Origin of the sequence: Rhodosalinus sp. 5P4 (assembly GCF_041365695.1) — a bacterium.
Classification (GTDB): domain Bacteria; phylum Pseudomonadota; class Alphaproteobacteria; order Rhodobacterales; family Rhodobacteraceae; genus Rhodosalinus.
In genome coordinates, this window is the sequence record NZ_JBGFSJ010000005.1 from 310,373 (window position 1) to 324,106 (window position 13,734).

18 protein-coding genes are annotated in these 13,734 nt (G+C 69.2%); 3 read left to right on the forward strand and 15 right to left on the reverse strand.

The window, feature by feature from the left end; translation table 11 throughout:
• Positions 1–2 precede the first annotated feature (2 nt).
• Genes flgH through AB6A69_RS11925 form a run of 8 tightly spaced genes read right to left on the reverse strand, consistent with a single transcriptional unit; the run spans position 3 to position 4,033 of the window.
• Complete coding sequence (gene flgH, locus AB6A69_RS11890) at positions 3–722, reverse strand: flagellar basal body L-ring protein FlgH (protein WP_371055908.1); 720 nt, start codon at positions 720–722, stop codon at positions 3–5.
• A gap of 6 nt (positions 723–728) precedes the next feature.
• Positions 729–1,154 carry a flagellar basal body P-ring formation chaperone FlgA gene (gene flgA, locus AB6A69_RS11895; protein WP_371060922.1) on the reverse strand — a complete coding sequence of 142 codons (426 nt, stop codon included), beginning with the start codon at positions 1,152–1,154 and terminating at the stop codon, positions 729–731.
• Entirely contained in the window at positions 1,154–1,939 is a 786-nt protein-coding gene (flgG, locus tag AB6A69_RS11900) for a flagellar basal-body rod protein FlgG (protein ID WP_371060923.1), read from the reverse strand. The genes flgA and flgG overlap by 1 nt, the downstream gene beginning before the upstream one ends.
• A 12-nt stretch (positions 1,940–1,951) precedes the next feature.
• A complete protein-coding gene (locus AB6A69_RS11905) occupies positions 1,952–2,662 on the reverse strand; it encodes a flagellar hook-basal body complex protein (protein WP_371060924.1) in 711 nt (236 codons plus the stop codon).
• 1 nt (position 2,663) lies between these two features.
• Positions 2,664–2,933, reverse strand: coding sequence for a flagellar biosynthetic protein FliQ (locus AB6A69_RS11910; protein ID WP_371055912.1), 270 nt, complete (start codon positions 2,931–2,933; stop codon positions 2,664–2,666).
• Positions 2,933–3,232 (reverse strand): flagellar hook-basal body complex protein FliE, encoded by a 300-nt coding sequence (gene fliE, locus AB6A69_RS11915; RefSeq protein ID WP_371055913.1) that lies wholly within the window; start codon positions 3,230–3,232, stop codon positions 2,933–2,935. Before fliE ends, AB6A69_RS11910 begins: the two co-directional genes overlap by 1 nt.
• A gap of 13 nt (positions 3,233–3,245) precedes the next feature.
• Complete coding sequence (gene flgC / locus AB6A69_RS11920; protein ID WP_371060925.1) at positions 3,246–3,638, reverse strand: flagellar basal body rod protein FlgC; 393 nt, start codon at positions 3,636–3,638, stop codon at positions 3,246–3,248.
• An 11-nt stretch (positions 3,639–3,649) separates the two neighbouring features.
• Positions 3,650–4,033, reverse strand: coding sequence for a FlgB family protein (locus tag AB6A69_RS11925; protein WP_371060926.1), 384 nt, complete (start codon positions 4,031–4,033; stop codon positions 3,650–3,652).
• 85 nt (positions 4,034–4,118) lie between these two features.
• On the opposite strand from AB6A69_RS11925, the gene AB6A69_RS11930 reads away from it, so the two are divergent.
• Positions 4,119–5,471 carry a FliI/YscN family ATPase gene (locus AB6A69_RS11930; RefSeq protein WP_371060927.1) on the forward strand — a complete coding sequence of 451 codons (1,353 nt, stop codon included), beginning with the start codon at positions 4,119–4,121 and terminating at the stop codon, positions 5,469–5,471.
• A 17-nt stretch (positions 5,472–5,488) separates the two neighbouring features.
• Here the strand turns inward: AB6A69_RS11930 and AB6A69_RS11935 are convergent, their stop codons facing one another.
• The 6 genes from AB6A69_RS11935 to AB6A69_RS11960 form a co-directional block, all read right to left on the reverse strand.
• Positions 5,489–6,301, reverse strand: a complete 813-nt coding sequence (locus AB6A69_RS11935; protein ID WP_371060928.1) for a DUF1217 domain-containing protein — start codon at positions 6,299–6,301, stop codon at positions 5,489–5,491.
• Positions 6,298–6,705 carry a flagellar biosynthesis repressor FlbT gene (flbT, locus tag AB6A69_RS11940; protein WP_371055918.1) on the reverse strand — a complete coding sequence of 136 codons (408 nt, stop codon included), beginning with the start codon at positions 6,703–6,705 and terminating at the stop codon, positions 6,298–6,300. Before flbT ends, AB6A69_RS11935 begins: the two co-directional genes overlap by 4 nt.
• Positions 6,702–7,079, reverse strand: coding sequence for a flagellar biosynthesis regulator FlaF (gene flaF / locus AB6A69_RS11945; protein ID WP_371060929.1), 378 nt, complete (start codon positions 7,077–7,079; stop codon positions 6,702–6,704). Before flaF ends, flbT begins: the two co-directional genes overlap by 4 nt.
• Before the next feature lie 75 nt (positions 7,080–7,154).
• Positions 7,155–8,729, reverse strand: a complete 1,575-nt coding sequence (locus AB6A69_RS11950; RefSeq protein WP_371060930.1) for a flagellin — start codon at positions 8,727–8,729, stop codon at positions 7,155–7,157.
• Between the two features lie 223 nt (positions 8,730–8,952).
• Positions 8,953–9,300, reverse strand: a complete 348-nt coding sequence (locus AB6A69_RS11955) for a flagellar biosynthesis protein FlgN (RefSeq protein ID WP_371060931.1) — start codon at positions 9,298–9,300, stop codon at positions 8,953–8,955.
• Complete coding sequence (locus AB6A69_RS11960; protein WP_371060932.1) at positions 9,290–9,580, reverse strand: rod-binding protein; 291 nt, start codon at positions 9,578–9,580, stop codon at positions 9,290–9,292. Before AB6A69_RS11960 ends, AB6A69_RS11955 begins: the two co-directional genes overlap by 11 nt.
• Before the next feature lie 272 nt (positions 9,581–9,852).
• Between AB6A69_RS11960 and AB6A69_RS11965 the strand changes: the two genes are divergently transcribed.
• Both AB6A69_RS11965 and AB6A69_RS11970 read left to right on the forward strand, forming a co-directional pair.
• A complete protein-coding gene (locus AB6A69_RS11965; RefSeq protein WP_371060933.1) occupies positions 9,853–11,079 on the forward strand; it encodes a flagellar hook-length control protein FliK in 1,227 nt (408 codons plus the stop codon).
• A 22-nt stretch (positions 11,080–11,101) separates the two neighbouring features.
• Positions 11,102–11,764, forward strand: a complete 663-nt coding sequence (locus AB6A69_RS11970) for a flagellar hook capping FlgD N-terminal domain-containing protein (RefSeq protein WP_371060934.1) — start codon at positions 11,102–11,104, stop codon at positions 11,762–11,764.
• A gap of 437 nt (positions 11,765–12,201) precedes the next feature.
• Here the strand turns inward: AB6A69_RS11970 and ubiB are convergent, their stop codons facing one another.
• Complete coding sequence (ubiB, locus tag AB6A69_RS11975; protein WP_371060935.1) at positions 12,202–13,734, reverse strand: 2-polyprenylphenol 6-hydroxylase; 1,533 nt, start codon at positions 13,732–13,734, stop codon at positions 12,202–12,204.

The following is a 13,734-nucleotide window of genomic DNA, read 5'->3' on the forward strand; positions in this document are numbered from 1 at the left end:
GCTCAGAAGGGCAGCATCGCGCCAAGGGCCTGTTGGCCGTAGCGCGGCTGCTGCATGTCGGTGATCTGGCCCCGTCCCCCGTAGGAGATCCGCGCCGCGGCGATTTTGTCGTAGGTGATCTCGTTGCGGCGGGAGATGTCGCCGGGGCGGACGTAACCCGTGACAAGAAGTTCGCGCAGTTCGAAGTTGACACGCACCTCCTGGCTGCCGCGGATGGCGAGCACACCGCTTGGAAGAACATCGGTCACGGTAGCGGCGACGCGAAGCGTCAGCTCTTCCGAGCGGCGGACCGATCCGTCGCCTTGGGCGTTGCTCGAACTGCCGAGATCGATGGCGTTGCCCATCGAGGCGCCGTCGGGAAGGCTTCGATCGATCCGCTGCGGCAAGCCGAAGAGCTGCGGGATCTGAAGGCTCTCGGAGCCCGAACGGCTGCGCTCGGTCGAATTGGAAATCGCCGCGCTCTCGTCGATCTCGATCACGACGGTCAGGATGTCGCCACGCTCCAGGGCACGGCGGTCGCCCAGAAGTGACCGGCGCCCGTCCGACCAGAGCGAGGCGCCGGCCGTCTCTCCGCGCCGGTCCACACTGTCGGGCAGGCCGGGCGACAGCATGGCGAAATGTTCCGCGCCCTGCATCGCCGGCGAGAAGTCGGGCGCCCGCCCGACGGGCGTGGTGCTGCAGGCGGCCAGAAGGCAGGGCAGAAGGGCTGCAAGGCATCTCATGGCGCGTCACCGATCCACGTGAACGCTGCCATCGGCGCGAACGACGGCGTGCAGGCTCGTGCGGGACGAGAGGTTCATGACGCGTATGCGCTCGCCCGCGCCGCCGCGCTCGAGCGCGCGTGCCTCCGCCGTGATCGCAAGCGCACCGTAGACGTAGCTTACGGTCACGATCTGATTCCTTTCGACAAGCGCGGGCGGTCCCACGGCCCCTGCCCGGATCGGACGACCGGCGTAAAGGGCGACGCGCGCCTCGAGGCCCACCGCCTCGGACGGGTGCACGAGCGCGCCGGGGATGTCCGCGGCCTTCACGGAGACATCGCTCGGAAGGATAACCTCGCGCGGCCGGATCGTGCGATTGGCGACCAGCGCGTCGGCCGCGGCGAGTTCTGCCGCAGCGACGATAGCCGGGACCAGCAGGAACGCGGCCCTCATCAGCGCACCTGGGTGGTCGCGCCGAGCATCTGGTCGGCGGCGGTGATGACCTTCGCGTTGAGTTCGTAGGCCCGCTGCGCCTCGATCAGTTCGGTCACCTCGCGCACGGCGTCCACCGAACTCTCCTCCAGGTAGCCCTGGCGCAACGTGCCGAGCCCGTCTTCGCCGGGTCCACCCGGCAGCGCCGGTCCGGAGGCCTCCGTCTCGGTGAAGAGGTTCGCGCCGATCGCTTCGAGGCCCTTGGGATTCGTGAAGCCCGCGAGGACGAGCTGGCCGAGCTGCTGCGCGGCGACCGCGTCGTTGAAGTAGGCATAGACCTCGCCGGCCGGGTTCACCGAAATCGATCTGGCGTCCGCCGGGATCACGATCTCGGGCGCGACCGGGTGGCCGTCCGCGGTGACGATGAGGCCTTCGGCATTCCGTTTCAGCCCGCCGTCGCGCGTATAGGCGGGCTGTCCCGAGGGCAGGGTCACTTCGAGGTAGCCGCGCCCGTCGATGGCGATGTCGAGCTCGCCGCCCGTGGCGGCGAGCGAACCCTGCGAGAGCTGGACCGCCACCGCGGAGGGACGTACGCCGAGACCCAGCTGGACGCCGGCCGGCAGGATCGTGCCGTCCGCCGCGGAAACCGTGCCTGGGCGGGTATGCTGCTGGTAATGCAGGTCGGCGAACTCCGCGCGGCGCGGATTGTAGCCCGTGGTGGACATGTTGGCGAGGTTGTTGGAGATCACCTCGACCCGCAGCTGCTGGGCGCTCATGCCGGTGGCGGCGATATCTAGGGCGCGCATGGTCTTGTCTCCTTACTCGATGAAGGTGCGGATCGCGGAGCGGATGCGCTCGTTCTCGGCGTCGAGGAAGCTCTGGCCGAGCTCGTAGGCGCGCTGGACCTCGATCATGCGGGCGACCTGGCCCACGGGATCGACGTTGGATTTTTCCAGAAAGCCCTGCAGCACGCGCCCGCCTGGCTCGGGCTCCACACCGTCTTCAGAGCGGAAGAGCACGCCGGCCTCCCGCTGGAGGCCCAGCGGATCGGTTGGTCGATAAAGGCCGATCTGGGCCACAAGCCGCCCATCGGCGCTGAGCGTTCCGTCCGTCCCGATGGCGATTTCGGCATTTGGCGGTGCGAAGACGGGCGCGCCGCCCGCGTCGAGAAGCCGGTGGCCATCGGGCGTGACGAGTTCGCCGTCGGGCCCGGGCGTGAAGCTTCCGGCCCGGGTGAGCCGTTCGCCCTCGCCCGTCTCGACGAGGAAATATCCCGGACCTTCGACGGCAAGGTCGAACGGGTCGCCGGTGCGCGTGAGCGCGCCTTGCAGGTCGGAGACGTGGCGGGCCCGCAAGGCGCCCATCGAAAGCGAGTCTCCGCCTTCGATCCGGCGCACGAACTCCGCGAAGATCACACCCTCCTTGCGGTAGCCCGTGGTGGATGCATTGGCGATGTTGTTGGCGACGCTCTGCATCTCCCGCAGGAGACCGGATTGCCGGGAGAGGGTCACGTAGCTGGCATTTTCCATCTCAGCCTCCCGCGATGCGCGGCACGATCTGCCGCTGGAAAAAATCGACCAGGGTCCGCGTCATGAACCCCATGGAGAGCCAGTATACGGCGAGCATCGCCATCAGTTTGGGCACGAAGGTGAGCGTCATTTCCTGCACCGAGGTGAGCGCCTGGAACAGGCCGACGCTGACCCCCGCGACGAGTGCCGCCGAAAGCACCGGAACGGAGATGATCACCGCAACCCAGAGCCCGTGCCGGAGCGCGTCGAAGAGCATGGCCTCCGTTTCCATCAGACGGGCATCCTCAGGATTTCCTGGTAGGCCTCGACCACCCGGTCGCGCACCGTGACCACGGTCTCGAGCGCCAGTTCGGATTGCGCGAGAGCCTGGACGAGCGCGTGCGGATCGGCGTCTCCGGTCATGGCGGCCATGGCTGTCGTCTCGCCCCTGCGCAGCGTCGAGGCGAAGTCTTCCGCCGCGCGGGCGAAGGCGGCACCAGCGCCCGACCCACCTGGCGGGTCCGCGTCGGGTGTGGTGGCCGGGCGGGCCGCGGCGTAGCGGCCGGCGGCGAGGGCGGCTTGGATATCCATGTTGCTCTGTCCTCTAGCGACGAAGAAGGTCCATCAGCGCGGACGACATCTGCCGCGCCTGGTCGAACAGTTTGAGATTGGCCTCGTAGCTGCGTTGCGCTTCGCGGGCGTCGGCGATCTCGATCACGAGATCGACGTTGGAGCCCTCGTAATGGCCGCTGTCGTCGGCCAGGGGGTGCGCGGGATCGTGGATGCGCTCGAGCTCGGACCGGTCGAGGCTCACCCGGCCGGTCCGCACCGCGCCGCCGGCGCCCTCCGCGCCGAAAGCCTGCTCGAACGGGACCGTCTTGCGGCGGTAGCCCGGCGTGTCCGCGTTCGCGATGTTCTCGGACAGGTGGCGAAGGCGTGTGGCCTGCGCCTTGAGCCCGCTTGTGGACACGGAAAGAGAATCGGAAAAGTCGCTCATCGCGTGTCCTTTCAGCGACGGCCGAGCGAGAGCCGCATCAGGCTCAGCGCATTGCGGTAGATGGCGAGGGCGCGGTCGTGCTGCCGCCGGGCCTCGACGGCCGTCAGCATCTCGAGTTCGAGCGAGACACTGTTGCCGTTCGGATCCGAGAGCGCGCCGGCACGTTCGGCAGGTTGCGCTCGGGCCGCGCCGGGATCCGCGCCGATATGGCCTGGCCGGGTGGTCCGGAGCGACCCGGTCGTGCCGGCAGCGACCTCTTGGAAGGGTGGAATGTCGCGCGCGCGGTAACCCGGCGTGTCCGCGTTCGCGATGTTGCGCGCGGCCAGCGCGTGGCGGGCGCCGGCGTGCACGGCCATGGAATGGGCCGTGCGAAAGACCTCGAGCTGGTCGAACATCGGGGCTTCTCCTCCGATCAGGTGCAATCAAGGCTTAACGGCCAGTGGTTTAGAAACAGTTCCCGAGCAACATCGGAGAACATGGATGATCCGCGATGGAATCACGGCCCTGACGGCCGAGCTGGACGGGCTGCGCGCGGCCGGCCCCCTTGGCCGTGTCTCGGCGGTGGAGGCTGGGCTTCTGCGCGTGACCGGCCTTGAAAAGGCACGCATGGGCGACCGGCTGGAGGTTAGCCGGACGGATGGTGGGTGGCTGGCCGGAGAGGTCCTGCAGCTCGCCGGCCGCGATGTGCTCATGCTGCCCGACGGCTCGGCGGAGGGCACCGCGATCGGCGACGCAGTCCGCGTTCGGGGCGGCGATTCGATCGCGCCGGCCGATGGCTGGATCGGACGCGTCGTCGATCCGTTCGGCATGCCGCTCGACGGTGCGCCCTTGTTGCGCGGGGCTGTCGCCCGTCCGTTGCGCGCCGCACCGCCCGACGCCGCCGCGCGCCGGCGCATGGGCGCGCGCCTCGAGACGGGCCTGCGCGCCTTCAACACGCTTCTGCCCGTGGCGCGGGGCCAGCGACTCGGCCTCTTCGCCGGTGCGGGCGTCGGGAAATCGAGCCTGCTCGCGCATTTCGCCCGCGCGATGCAGGCCGACGTCGTCGTGCTTGCCCTTATCGGCGAGCGCGGGCGCGAACTGCGCGATTTCGTCGAGGATGCGCTGGGCGCCGAGGGGATGGCCCGCGCCGTCGTGGTGACGGCCACCTCGGACCGCTCCGCGCTGGTGCGGCGGCGTTGTGCGTGGGCGGCGATGGCCGTGGCGGAGCATTTTCGCGACCAGGGGCGCCATGTCCTGCTGCTTGCCGATTCGATCACGCGTTTCGCCGAGGCGCACAGGGAGGTCGCGGTCGCGGCGGGCGAGCCCCCCGCGCTTCGCGGGCATCCGCCGTCCACCGCGCACCAGATCATGTCGCTGGCAGAGCGGGCCGGGCCCGGTCCTGACGGCGCGGGCGATATCACCGCGCTCTTTTCCGTCCTCGTGGCCGGAAGCGATCATGACGAGCCTGTCGCGGATATCCTGCGCGGCGTGCTGGACGGGCATGTGGTGCTTGACCGCGCGATTGCGGAGCGTGGGCGTTTCCCGGCCGTGGACCTGGTGCGATCCGTCTCGCGCAGCCTGCCCGGCGTGGCGAGCGCAGAAGAAAACGCCGCCATCGCACGGGCGCGGAGCCTCGTCGCGGCCTATGAGGGGTCCGAGACGATGATCCGCGCGGGTCTTTACGCCGAAGGGAGCGATCCCCTCGTGGACCAGGCGGTGCGCGTTTGGCCGGAACTCGACGCCTTCCTCGCCGAGACGGAGCGGGAAGATACCGCCGAAAGTTTCCGGCGGCTGAGATTACTTCTGCGCCGGGCGGAGGCGGGGGCCGCCGCGCGGACGCCGGCCGTGACCTGAGCAGTGCGCCCGCGGCGTCAGCGCAGGGGCGCCAGTCGCGGGGCCGATTGCAGAATGGTGAGCGCGATCGCGCCGGGCGAGGGGCTCGGCGCAGCCTCGATCTGGGCGCGCAGCAGGAACTGCCGGACAAGTGTGTCGCGCGCGGCCTCGTTGGTGAATTGGGCGATCTCGCCGGATCCGAAGATCCGCTCGCTGCGTGTCCGGAACGTCTCGAGCTGCTGGTCGATGTCCTGCTGGCCGAACGCGCGCGGCAGGCCCAGCGCGGTCTCGAGAACGCGCCGCAACGGTGGCGTTCCCATGATCCGGAACCATTGCGTATCCGCGCCGGCGCCCGAGGCGGCGATGGTGCCGAGTTCGCGTGCGGCGAAAAGCGCAAGGCGCATCGTCTCGTCCTGGCGGCCGACGGCGATCTCGAATTCCTGCGCCTCGAACCGGGCGATGATTTCGCTGGCGAAGCCGGCCTCGCGCGTCGGCGGCGTGGTCGCGTCGGCGAAGCGGAACGCCTCTGCGAAGGCCTTGTAGCGGTCATCGGTGAGCCGGTTGGCGAGCGCGTCGGGGCGCGCGGTGCCATCCTCCAGGATCTTCTGGATGAAGAAGCGGTTGGGCAGATCGTCCTGCAAGCCGAAGGCGCCCAGGGCGACGCGAAGAAGCCGCCGGTCCGCGACAAGCTCTGCCGCGGTTTCGATGCCGCCGATCCGTTCGCGGAAATGGTCGGTGTCGCGCGCGAGCGCCGGGCTCTGGCGCAAGGCGGCCTGCTGGGTCTCGGCCGTACGCTCGAGGAAGCGGTATCCGGCAAGGCCACCGACGGGAAGAACGGGCTGGAAGCTCATGACAGCCGGGCCGATGCCAGCAGGCGATCCTCGCGCGGGATGAGTGCGCGCAACGCTCTCAGGCAGGCATAGTGCTTGTCGGAAAGAAGGGCGTGCGTGGCGGCGGCGAGCAGGTTGCGGCTGTCGCGATCGGTGAAGACCTGGCTGAGTTCCTCGATGCGGCGCAACAGGTCGCTGCGCTCTGCCTCGGGGTCGGCGTCGCCCGTCAGGAGAAGCTGCATGGCGTAGCAGACGCGGCGCACCGGGGTGGTGGCCTCGTCCGGATGGATGGCATCCCGCAGGCGAAGGATGCGCGCGCCCGGCGTCATCACACAAAGCCGGCTGCGCCGCTCTCCATTCTCGAGGACCGCGCCGTTCACGAGCACGCGCTCGCGCGGGCCGAGTTTCAGCACGAGCCCGCTCATGGCTGCGGTGCCTCTTGCCGCAGGCCGCGCAACACGGCCGAATTCACCTCCAGAAGCGGCGCGGCCGAGGCACGCCCGTCAAGGACGGCGCGGCTGTGCTGGGTCGTGAACTCCGCAAGATAAAGGATACGCGCCCTGAGGTCTTCGGGCAGGCCGTTGCCACTGCGCGCGACATCGGCGGCGAGTGCCGTCCACAGCCTGCGATTGTCCGCGATCGCGGCGGCCAGTTCGGCGAAACCGGCGTCGCCTTTCTGTGCCGCGGACTTGAGGCGGTGGGTGACGCGCGCGATGACCTGGTATTCGATCCCGCGCGGCGTGTGGGTCGCCGTGCTGGTCTGGGCATAGGCGTTCCGGGCATGGGTCAGGGCGTTCAAGGCACCGCTCTCCGTCTGTGGTGGATTTCTGGGGAAGATCCGGCCGGCGACGGTGCGCCGGCCGGGAGGCCGCTATCAGCGGAAGAGCGCGAGCAGCTGCTGCGGCGCCTGGTTGGCGATCGACAGCGACTGCGTGGCGAGCTGCTGCTGAACCTGCAGCGCCTGGAGGCGGGCCGAGGCCTCCTCCATGTCGGCGTCGACGAGCGCGCCGATGCCGGACTTCAGCGAGTCGGTCAGCTTGCTGACGAAGTCGCTCTGGGTCTCGACCCGACCCTGCACCGAGCCGAATTCCGCCGCCGAGTCGATCGAGCGCTGGATAAGCGTCTCGATGTTCGAGAGCGCCGCCTCGGCGCCGTCCTTGGTGGAAACATTGATGCCGTCGAGGCCGACGAGACCACCAGAGGCTTGCCCGCCTGCGCCATCATCCACCGTAAGCGCGACGGTCGAGGCATTGTCGTTGTCGATCTGGATAGTCGGCGGCGACGAGATAACGTCGTCGGAAAGGTTCACCTTCACCGAAATGCCGTCGATCTGTCCCGCGTCGATCACGCGCTTGAGGCCCTGAGCGACGTCGTTCAATGTATCTCCTGCACGCGCGACGTAGTCGAATGTCTTTCCGTCCAGGGCGATCCGGAACCCATCGCCTTCGTTGACCACGCCTCCGGTATTTCCAGCGCCGCCAAGGGAAATGGTCTCTGCGCGGGCGACAAGGGTCGCGGGGGCGTCAGCGGCAGCCGCCGGTTGCGGACCACCCGCGTCAGGGTCCACGGTGAAGGTGGTTGCCCCAGTCGAAGAACCCTGGATCGTGATCGATTCGAACTTGTTGGTCGAGGAGATCGTGACCTCTCCGGCACCCGTCACCGATGTGGTAACGCCTTCGACACCGAGATTGGCGAGCCCCGCTGCAAGAATGTCGTCGAAATCGGCAACGGCGATCGCGATACCCGTGTTGTTGGTATATGTGAATTGCTGGTCCGCAAAGTTCACCGTCACCGTGTCGCCGTTCGCCACCTCTGTGGCGATAGTGATCGTGGCATCGTTCGCGACATTGCTGAGCGTTGCGCCGGCGCCCACGGTGTATGTGCCGTCATCAGCCACTGTTCCGATCCGGTTAATGGCGTTTGCCGTCTCCACAGTCCCGGACTTTGTGGTCAGATCCTGACCGCGGAACTCGATCGACGCGCTCTTGACGTTGCCCTGGCCGTCGCGGTCGAGCGAGGAGAGGATGCTGGTGAGGTCGGAGTTGTTGACGATGTTCTTGCCGTTGAACTGCGCCGCCCCCACAACCGACTTGATCTGGTTCGTCAGTGCCTCGATGTCGGTCTGGATCTTCGCACGATCGACGTTCTCTTCCTGGGCGGCGACGATCTTGCCCTTGATCTGGGTCAGCAGGTCGGTCGTGGCCTCGGCAGCCTTCTTGCCGACGGCGAGCGTCGATTCGCCCAGCGCGAGGCTGTCCGAGATCGCCTTGAATCCCTGAACGTCGGATTCCATCACCTTGGAGATCGCCCAGACGGCGGCGTTGTCGCTGGCCGAGGCCACGGACTTGCCCGTCGAGATCTCTCCCTGCGTCTTCGCGAGGTTGTTGTTCACGGCCTTGAGGGTCTGCAGCGCGACCATGGCGCTGTTGTTGGTCAGGATGCTGGACATGGGGTTTCCTTGTCTTTCCGGTTCGGCGCTTTGCGCCTGTTGCAGGGGCCCGGGGATGCCGGGCGTCACAAAGTCGTTCTGACGGGTGCGGCCCGAACTTGCGGCCGCGCCACCCTTGCGGATGCGGTCTTGATGGTGGGGGGTGGTGTCCTAACGGAGCGTGAAGCCGTCCCGGCCCGCTACGGCGGATTTGAGGAAAACTGTGTGCGTTTTCCTGCCGGCGTCAGCTCCGCTTCTCGAGGCGGGGCGCGGCGGCCTGCCGGATGTTGCGCCGCTGGCCCCGGGGGTCGTAGGTCGCGAGCGCCTCGCGCACCTCGCGCATCGCGGCGAGGCGTTCGGCCACGGACCGTATCCCGGCAAGCGCGGCATCGAGCAGGGCGGCGTTGCGTTCCAGCCGGCTGCGCAGGGCGGCAAGCGTGGCGGGATCGGCGTCCTGCCCCTGAAGGCGGCCGGCGAGCGCCTCCTTGCGGTCGGCAAGGGTGGCGAAGCGGCCGATATCGCCCGCCAGCAGTGCCTGGCGCTCTTCTTCCAGCAACGCCTCCAGGGCGGTCACGGCGGGGTCAGGCGTCATCGCCGCGCGCCGCCAGCGCGTGGAAGATGTGTTCGGCCAGCCCGATGCCGCCCGCCTCTGCCATGGCGCGGGCCTGCATGTCGCGCAGGAAGGAGGCGAATTGCGTCTCGCCCGCGCCGCCCCCGAACGCATCGGGCGTGCGCCCGACCCCGGCGCTCTTGAGCATCTGCGACAGGAACGCGGTCTCGAGCGCGACGGCGGCCTCGCGCGCGGGATGATCCCTCGCGACAGGGTCGGGGCGCGGGGCCGGCGTGGCGGGCGCGGGGGCGGACGGGATCATGGCGGTCACTCCAATTGCGCGGGTTTTCCCGACCATGCCTCCCGCGCGGTAAAGAAGCGGTAACCCGCGTGGCGGAATGTGAGGCTCACGCAGAACGCGCCGGGGAGCTTCCGATGATACCGATGAATTCGACCTTGCCCGAGTCGCCATCGGCCGCACCGCAGGGCGCGGGCCCGCGGGCGGGTCGCCCGGAAACGGGCGCCGAGCACCCGGTCGCCCCTGGCGGAAAGGCGACCGCAGGCAGGGGGGCGTTTGCGGAAATCCTTCGGCGCATGGACGCGGAAAGCTGGCCGGGGGCGGCGCGATCCGCCGACGGGTCGGCAGGGAATGCGCCCGCGCGGGGCGAGGATATGGAAGAAGAGCAGGGCACCTCCGAAGGCCAGCTTGCCGACGTTGCGCCCGTGCCCGTCGAGGACACGGAGGACCCGTCCGCGGCGCTATCCGTACCCGGACCGCCGGTGGTGGAAATGTCCGAGGATGCGCGCGGCGGCGTCATGCAGGAAGGCCCCGCGGCCGTCGGGGCCGGGTCTGTACCCGGAGAACAGCGGGATGGAATGGCCGCGCTGGCGGCCAACGCCGGGCCGGCTTCGCCCGACGCCACGCGCCCGGCCGGCGACGGGCCGGCGAAGGCAAGACCCGAAGGTTTCGCCGCGACCGCCGCCGACCCAAGGATAAACGGGCTGCCGCCCGGGTCCGGACGAAACGATCCGACCAACCCGCGCGCGCTGACCGGGCAGCGGGAAGAAGCTGCGCCGCAGCGAAGCGGGCTGCAGGCGGACGCGGCGGCGGAGGCTCCGCAAAGGCACCCCGGCATGACCGCGCCGCAGGAGCTGCGCGCGTCCCGTCTCACACATACCGACCCGATGTCCGCGCCATCCGCGACGGAACCGGGCCGGGGGATGGCTGTGTCCAACGCACCGGCTGCGCCCGTCGTCCCGCCCGGTGCCGTCCCCGCGCCACCACCCCCGGGCGGACATTCGTCGCTGCAGGTGGTCGGGCACGTCGCCGGAGAGGAAATGGCCGATCGCGGCACGGCGCCCCTTTCCGGCCTCGACGTGAGGACCGCTGCGCCGCACCCGTCCGGCCAGGCCGCGCCCCCGCGCGCGGAGGCCGCCGCCGTGCTTCGCCAGTTGGCCGAGGCGCTCTCCGGGGCGCCTGTTCCGGGCTCTGTGGAAGTGTCGCTCAACCCCCCCGAGCTCGGGCGGGTGCGCCTCAGCTTCGCACCGTCGGATGCGGGGATCGCGGTGCTGATACAGGCCGAACGTCCCGAAACGCTGGACCTCATGCGCCGACACGCCGACCAGCTCGCGCAGGAATTCCGTGCGATGGGCTACGGGTCGACCTCTTTCGCCTTCGGGCAGGATACCGGCGCACCCCCCCGCAGGCCGGAGGACATCGCCGGTGCGTCCGGCGCACCCCCGGCCGAGGAGATGGCCCCGCCCGCCACGCAGGAGGCACCCCGGCGCGGCGTTCTCGCCGGGCTGGACCTCAGGCTCTGATCACCCATCACGGAGATGTCCCATGCAGACCAGCCCTGTTCCCCCGCCCGCCTTCGCCGCCGGACCGGACCGTGCCACGGCCCGTACGGAGGCCGGCCGCGGTGCGCTGTCCTCGGATTTCGAGACCTTCCTGCGCATGCTGACGGTGCAGATGCAGAACCAGGACCCCCTGAACCCGATCGAAAGCACCGATTTCGCGGTGCAGCTCGCCACCTTCTCGACCGTGGAGCAGCAGGTACTCACCAATGATCTTCTGGCCCAGATGCAGACGCCGCTTGCCGAGTTCGCCAACTGGGTGGGTCGTGAGGTGCTGACCACCGCGCCGGTAGCGTTCGATGGCGCGCCGGTGACGCTGCGACTGGAACCAGGTCGCGCGGCCGAGGACACCGCGCTCGTGGTGCGTGACGCCGAAGGCCGCGCGGTTCTGAGTCAGCCGGTGCCGGCGGACGCGGAAACGGTGGAATGGGCTGGTGTCGGCCCGGCCGGTGTGCCGCTGCCGCACGGCCGCTACAGTTTCACCCTGGAGAGCGCGAGCGCTGGCCCCGGGGCCGACAGCCGCCCGGTTCCGGCCTTCCAGACGGTACGCGAGGTGCGGGTCGGGCCGCAGGGCGCGCCGGTCATCGGTCTGGCCAGTGGCGAAGAGGTGCCGGCGGGGGACGTCCTCGCCCTGCGAGAATCGCGGTAACGCCGATGGGACGGAGGGCATGACCCGGCGGCTCCCGATGCTGGATGATCCCCTGCCCGACATGCGGAACCGAACGCAGCGGATGATTGGAGCGGCGATGAAGGACGCGGCGCGATCCCTTTAGTGTGGCGAGACAGGGCATCGCTTCCGATCTCCGCCGCCTCGCGCGCGGGCGCGATTCCAGCTGCGGCGGTCCACGCCGCGCGGGTCTCGACCCCGGAACGGGACGTCGATGCCTTTTTCGGCGAAGGGCCGCTTGCGCGAAGTCTCGGCGCCGCTTCGGTCGCCTGGGGCGAACTTCCTCATTCGCCTCGCGGTGTCGGCTGGCCACGATGCCGGACGCAGCACCTTCCCGGGAGGTGACCGCGGCGGCTCATCGGACGGCCCCGGCAGGTCACCTGGCGCAAGACTCCGGCCGACCGAACACGACGGCGCCCTCAGAAAAGCGATCCGGCACCCACTGCCAGGCTTGCGCCCAGGGCGCCTCCGAAGGCGGCCCAAAGCGCGGGCCGGATCCAGGGCGCGCGTGGCCGGGGCGGCGGCGGGCTGGCCTGCCGGATCAGCGCCGCTTCCACGAGACCGGGCAGGCGTGGACCGAAGCGTGTCAGAACCTTCGCCGTCCGCGCGAGATCCGATGCCACGGCGCGCGGTCCGATGCTGTTCTTGATGTAATCCTCGACCACCGGCTGCGCGACCTCCCAGATGTTCATCTGCGGATTGAGCGAGCGTGCGACACCTTCCACCACCACCATCGTGCGCTGCAGAAGCAGCAGTTCGGTCCGGGTTTCCATGCCGAAGCGCTCCGTCACCTCGAAGAGGTAATTCAGCAGCCGGCCCATGGAGATCCGGGTGGCGTCCATGCCGAAGATCGGCTCGCCGACCGAGCGCAGCGCCCTGGCAAACTCGTCCACGTCGCGGTCCGCGGGAACGTAGCCGGCCTCGAAATGGACCTCCGCGACGCGCTTGTAGTCGCGTCGGATGAAACCGAAGAGGATCTCGGCATAGACTCGGCGCGTGTACTCGTCGATCTGCCCCATGATCCCGAAATCATAGGCGATGATATCGCCGTTCGGCGCGACCTTGAGATTGCCCTGGTGCATGTCGCCGTGGAAGTAGCCGTCGCGCAGCGCGTGGAGCAGGAAAAGCTGCAACACGCGTTCCGAAAGCGCCTTTCGGTCATGTCCCGCCGCGTCGAGCGCGGCGTTGTCGCCCATCGGAATGCCTTCGGCCCAGCCAAGCGTCATCACGCGCTTGGCCGAAAGCGGCCAGACCACCTTGGGCGTGCGGAAACCCTTGTCGCCGCGCGTGTTGTCGGTGAACTCGGACGCGGCGGAGCTTTCCAGGCGCAGGTCGAGCTCGCCTTTCACCACGCCCTCGAAATGGGCGATCACGTCCATCGGCCGAAGCCGGCGCGAGGACGGCGACAGGATCTCGATCATCCGCGCGGCGAGGTAGAAGGCGTCGATGTCCCTGCGAAACGCGCTCTCGATCCGGGGACGCAGCACCTTGACGGCTACCGCCTCGCCGTTGACGGCCAGCCGTGCCTTGTGGACCTGCGCGATGGAGGCCGCGGCGACGGGCGGGCTGAAGTCCATGAAGACGCCATCGGGATCGACGCCCAGCTCGCGCGCGAGCGTCGCCTTGGCCACCTCGATCGGGAAGGGCGGAAGCTTGTCCTGAAGAACGCGCAGCTGGTCGGCGAGCTCGTCGCCCACCACGTCCGGCCGGGTCGAGAGGACCTGCCCGAACTTGATGTAGGCCGGGCCCAGCGCGGTGAGCGCACGTGTGGCGGGCGGCATGGCGGGATCGCCCTTATATCCCAGCCATTTGAACGGCCAGCCCAGCGCCCGCGCGGCGGCCCGCAGCGAGGGCGGCGCGTCGAAGGCGTCGAGCACCACGCGCATCGCGCCGGTGCGTTCCAGCGTGGCGCCGGTGCGGATCAGCCGCCAGATGTTGTGCGGTCCTCGCAA

Coding starts and splice junctions, on each gene's coding strand:
- flgH (WP_371055908.1), bottom strand. CDS start 722: ATGAGATGCCTTGCAGCCCTTCTGCCCTGCCTTCTGGCCGCCTGCAGC.
- flgA (WP_371060922.1), bottom strand. CDS start 1,154: ATGAGGGCCGCGTTCCTGCTGGTCCCGGCTATCGTCGCTGCGGCAGAA.
- flgG (WP_371060923.1), bottom strand. CDS start 1,939: ATGCGCGCCCTAGATATCGCCGCCACCGGCATGAGCGCCCAGCAGCTG.
- AB6A69_RS11905 (WP_371060924.1), bottom strand. CDS start 2,662: ATGGAAAATGCCAGCTACGTGACCCTCTCCCGGCAATCCGGTCTCCTG.
- AB6A69_RS11910 (WP_371055912.1), bottom strand. CDS start 2,933: ATGGAAACGGAGGCCATGCTCTTCGACGCGCTCCGGCACGGGCTCTGG.
- fliE (WP_371055913.1), bottom strand. CDS start 3,232: ATGGATATCCAAGCCGCCCTCGCCGCCGGCCGCTACGCCGCGGCCCGC.
- flgC (WP_371060925.1), bottom strand. CDS start 3,638: ATGAGCGACTTTTCCGATTCTCTTTCCGTGTCCACAAGCGGGCTCAAG.
- AB6A69_RS11925 (WP_371060926.1), bottom strand. CDS start 4,033: ATGTTCGACCAGCTCGAGGTCTTTCGCACGGCCCATTCCATGGCCGTG.
- AB6A69_RS11930 (WP_371060927.1), top strand. CDS start 4,119: ATGATCCGCGATGGAATCACGGCCCTGACGGCCGAGCTGGACGGGCTG.
- AB6A69_RS11935 (WP_371060928.1), bottom strand. CDS start 6,301: ATGAGCTTCCAGCCCGTTCTTCCCGTCGGTGGCCTTGCCGGATACCGC.
- flbT (WP_371055918.1), bottom strand. CDS start 6,705: ATGAGCGGGCTCGTGCTGAAACTCGGCCCGCGCGAGCGCGTGCTCGTG.
- AB6A69_RS11950 (WP_371060930.1), bottom strand. CDS start 8,729: ATGTCCAGCATCCTGACCAACAACAGCGCCATGGTCGCGCTGCAGACC.
- AB6A69_RS11955 (WP_371060931.1), bottom strand. CDS start 9,300: ATGACGCCTGACCCCGCCGTGACCGCCCTGGAGGCGTTGCTGGAAGAA.
- AB6A69_RS11960 (WP_371060932.1), bottom strand. CDS start 9,580: ATGATCCCGTCCGCCCCCGCGCCCGCCACGCCGGCCCCGCGCCCCGAC.
- AB6A69_RS11965 (WP_371060933.1), top strand. CDS start 9,853: ATGGACGCGGAAAGCTGGCCGGGGGCGGCGCGATCCGCCGACGGGTCG.
- AB6A69_RS11970 (WP_371060934.1), top strand. CDS start 11,102: ATGCAGACCAGCCCTGTTCCCCCGCCCGCCTTCGCCGCCGGACCGGAC.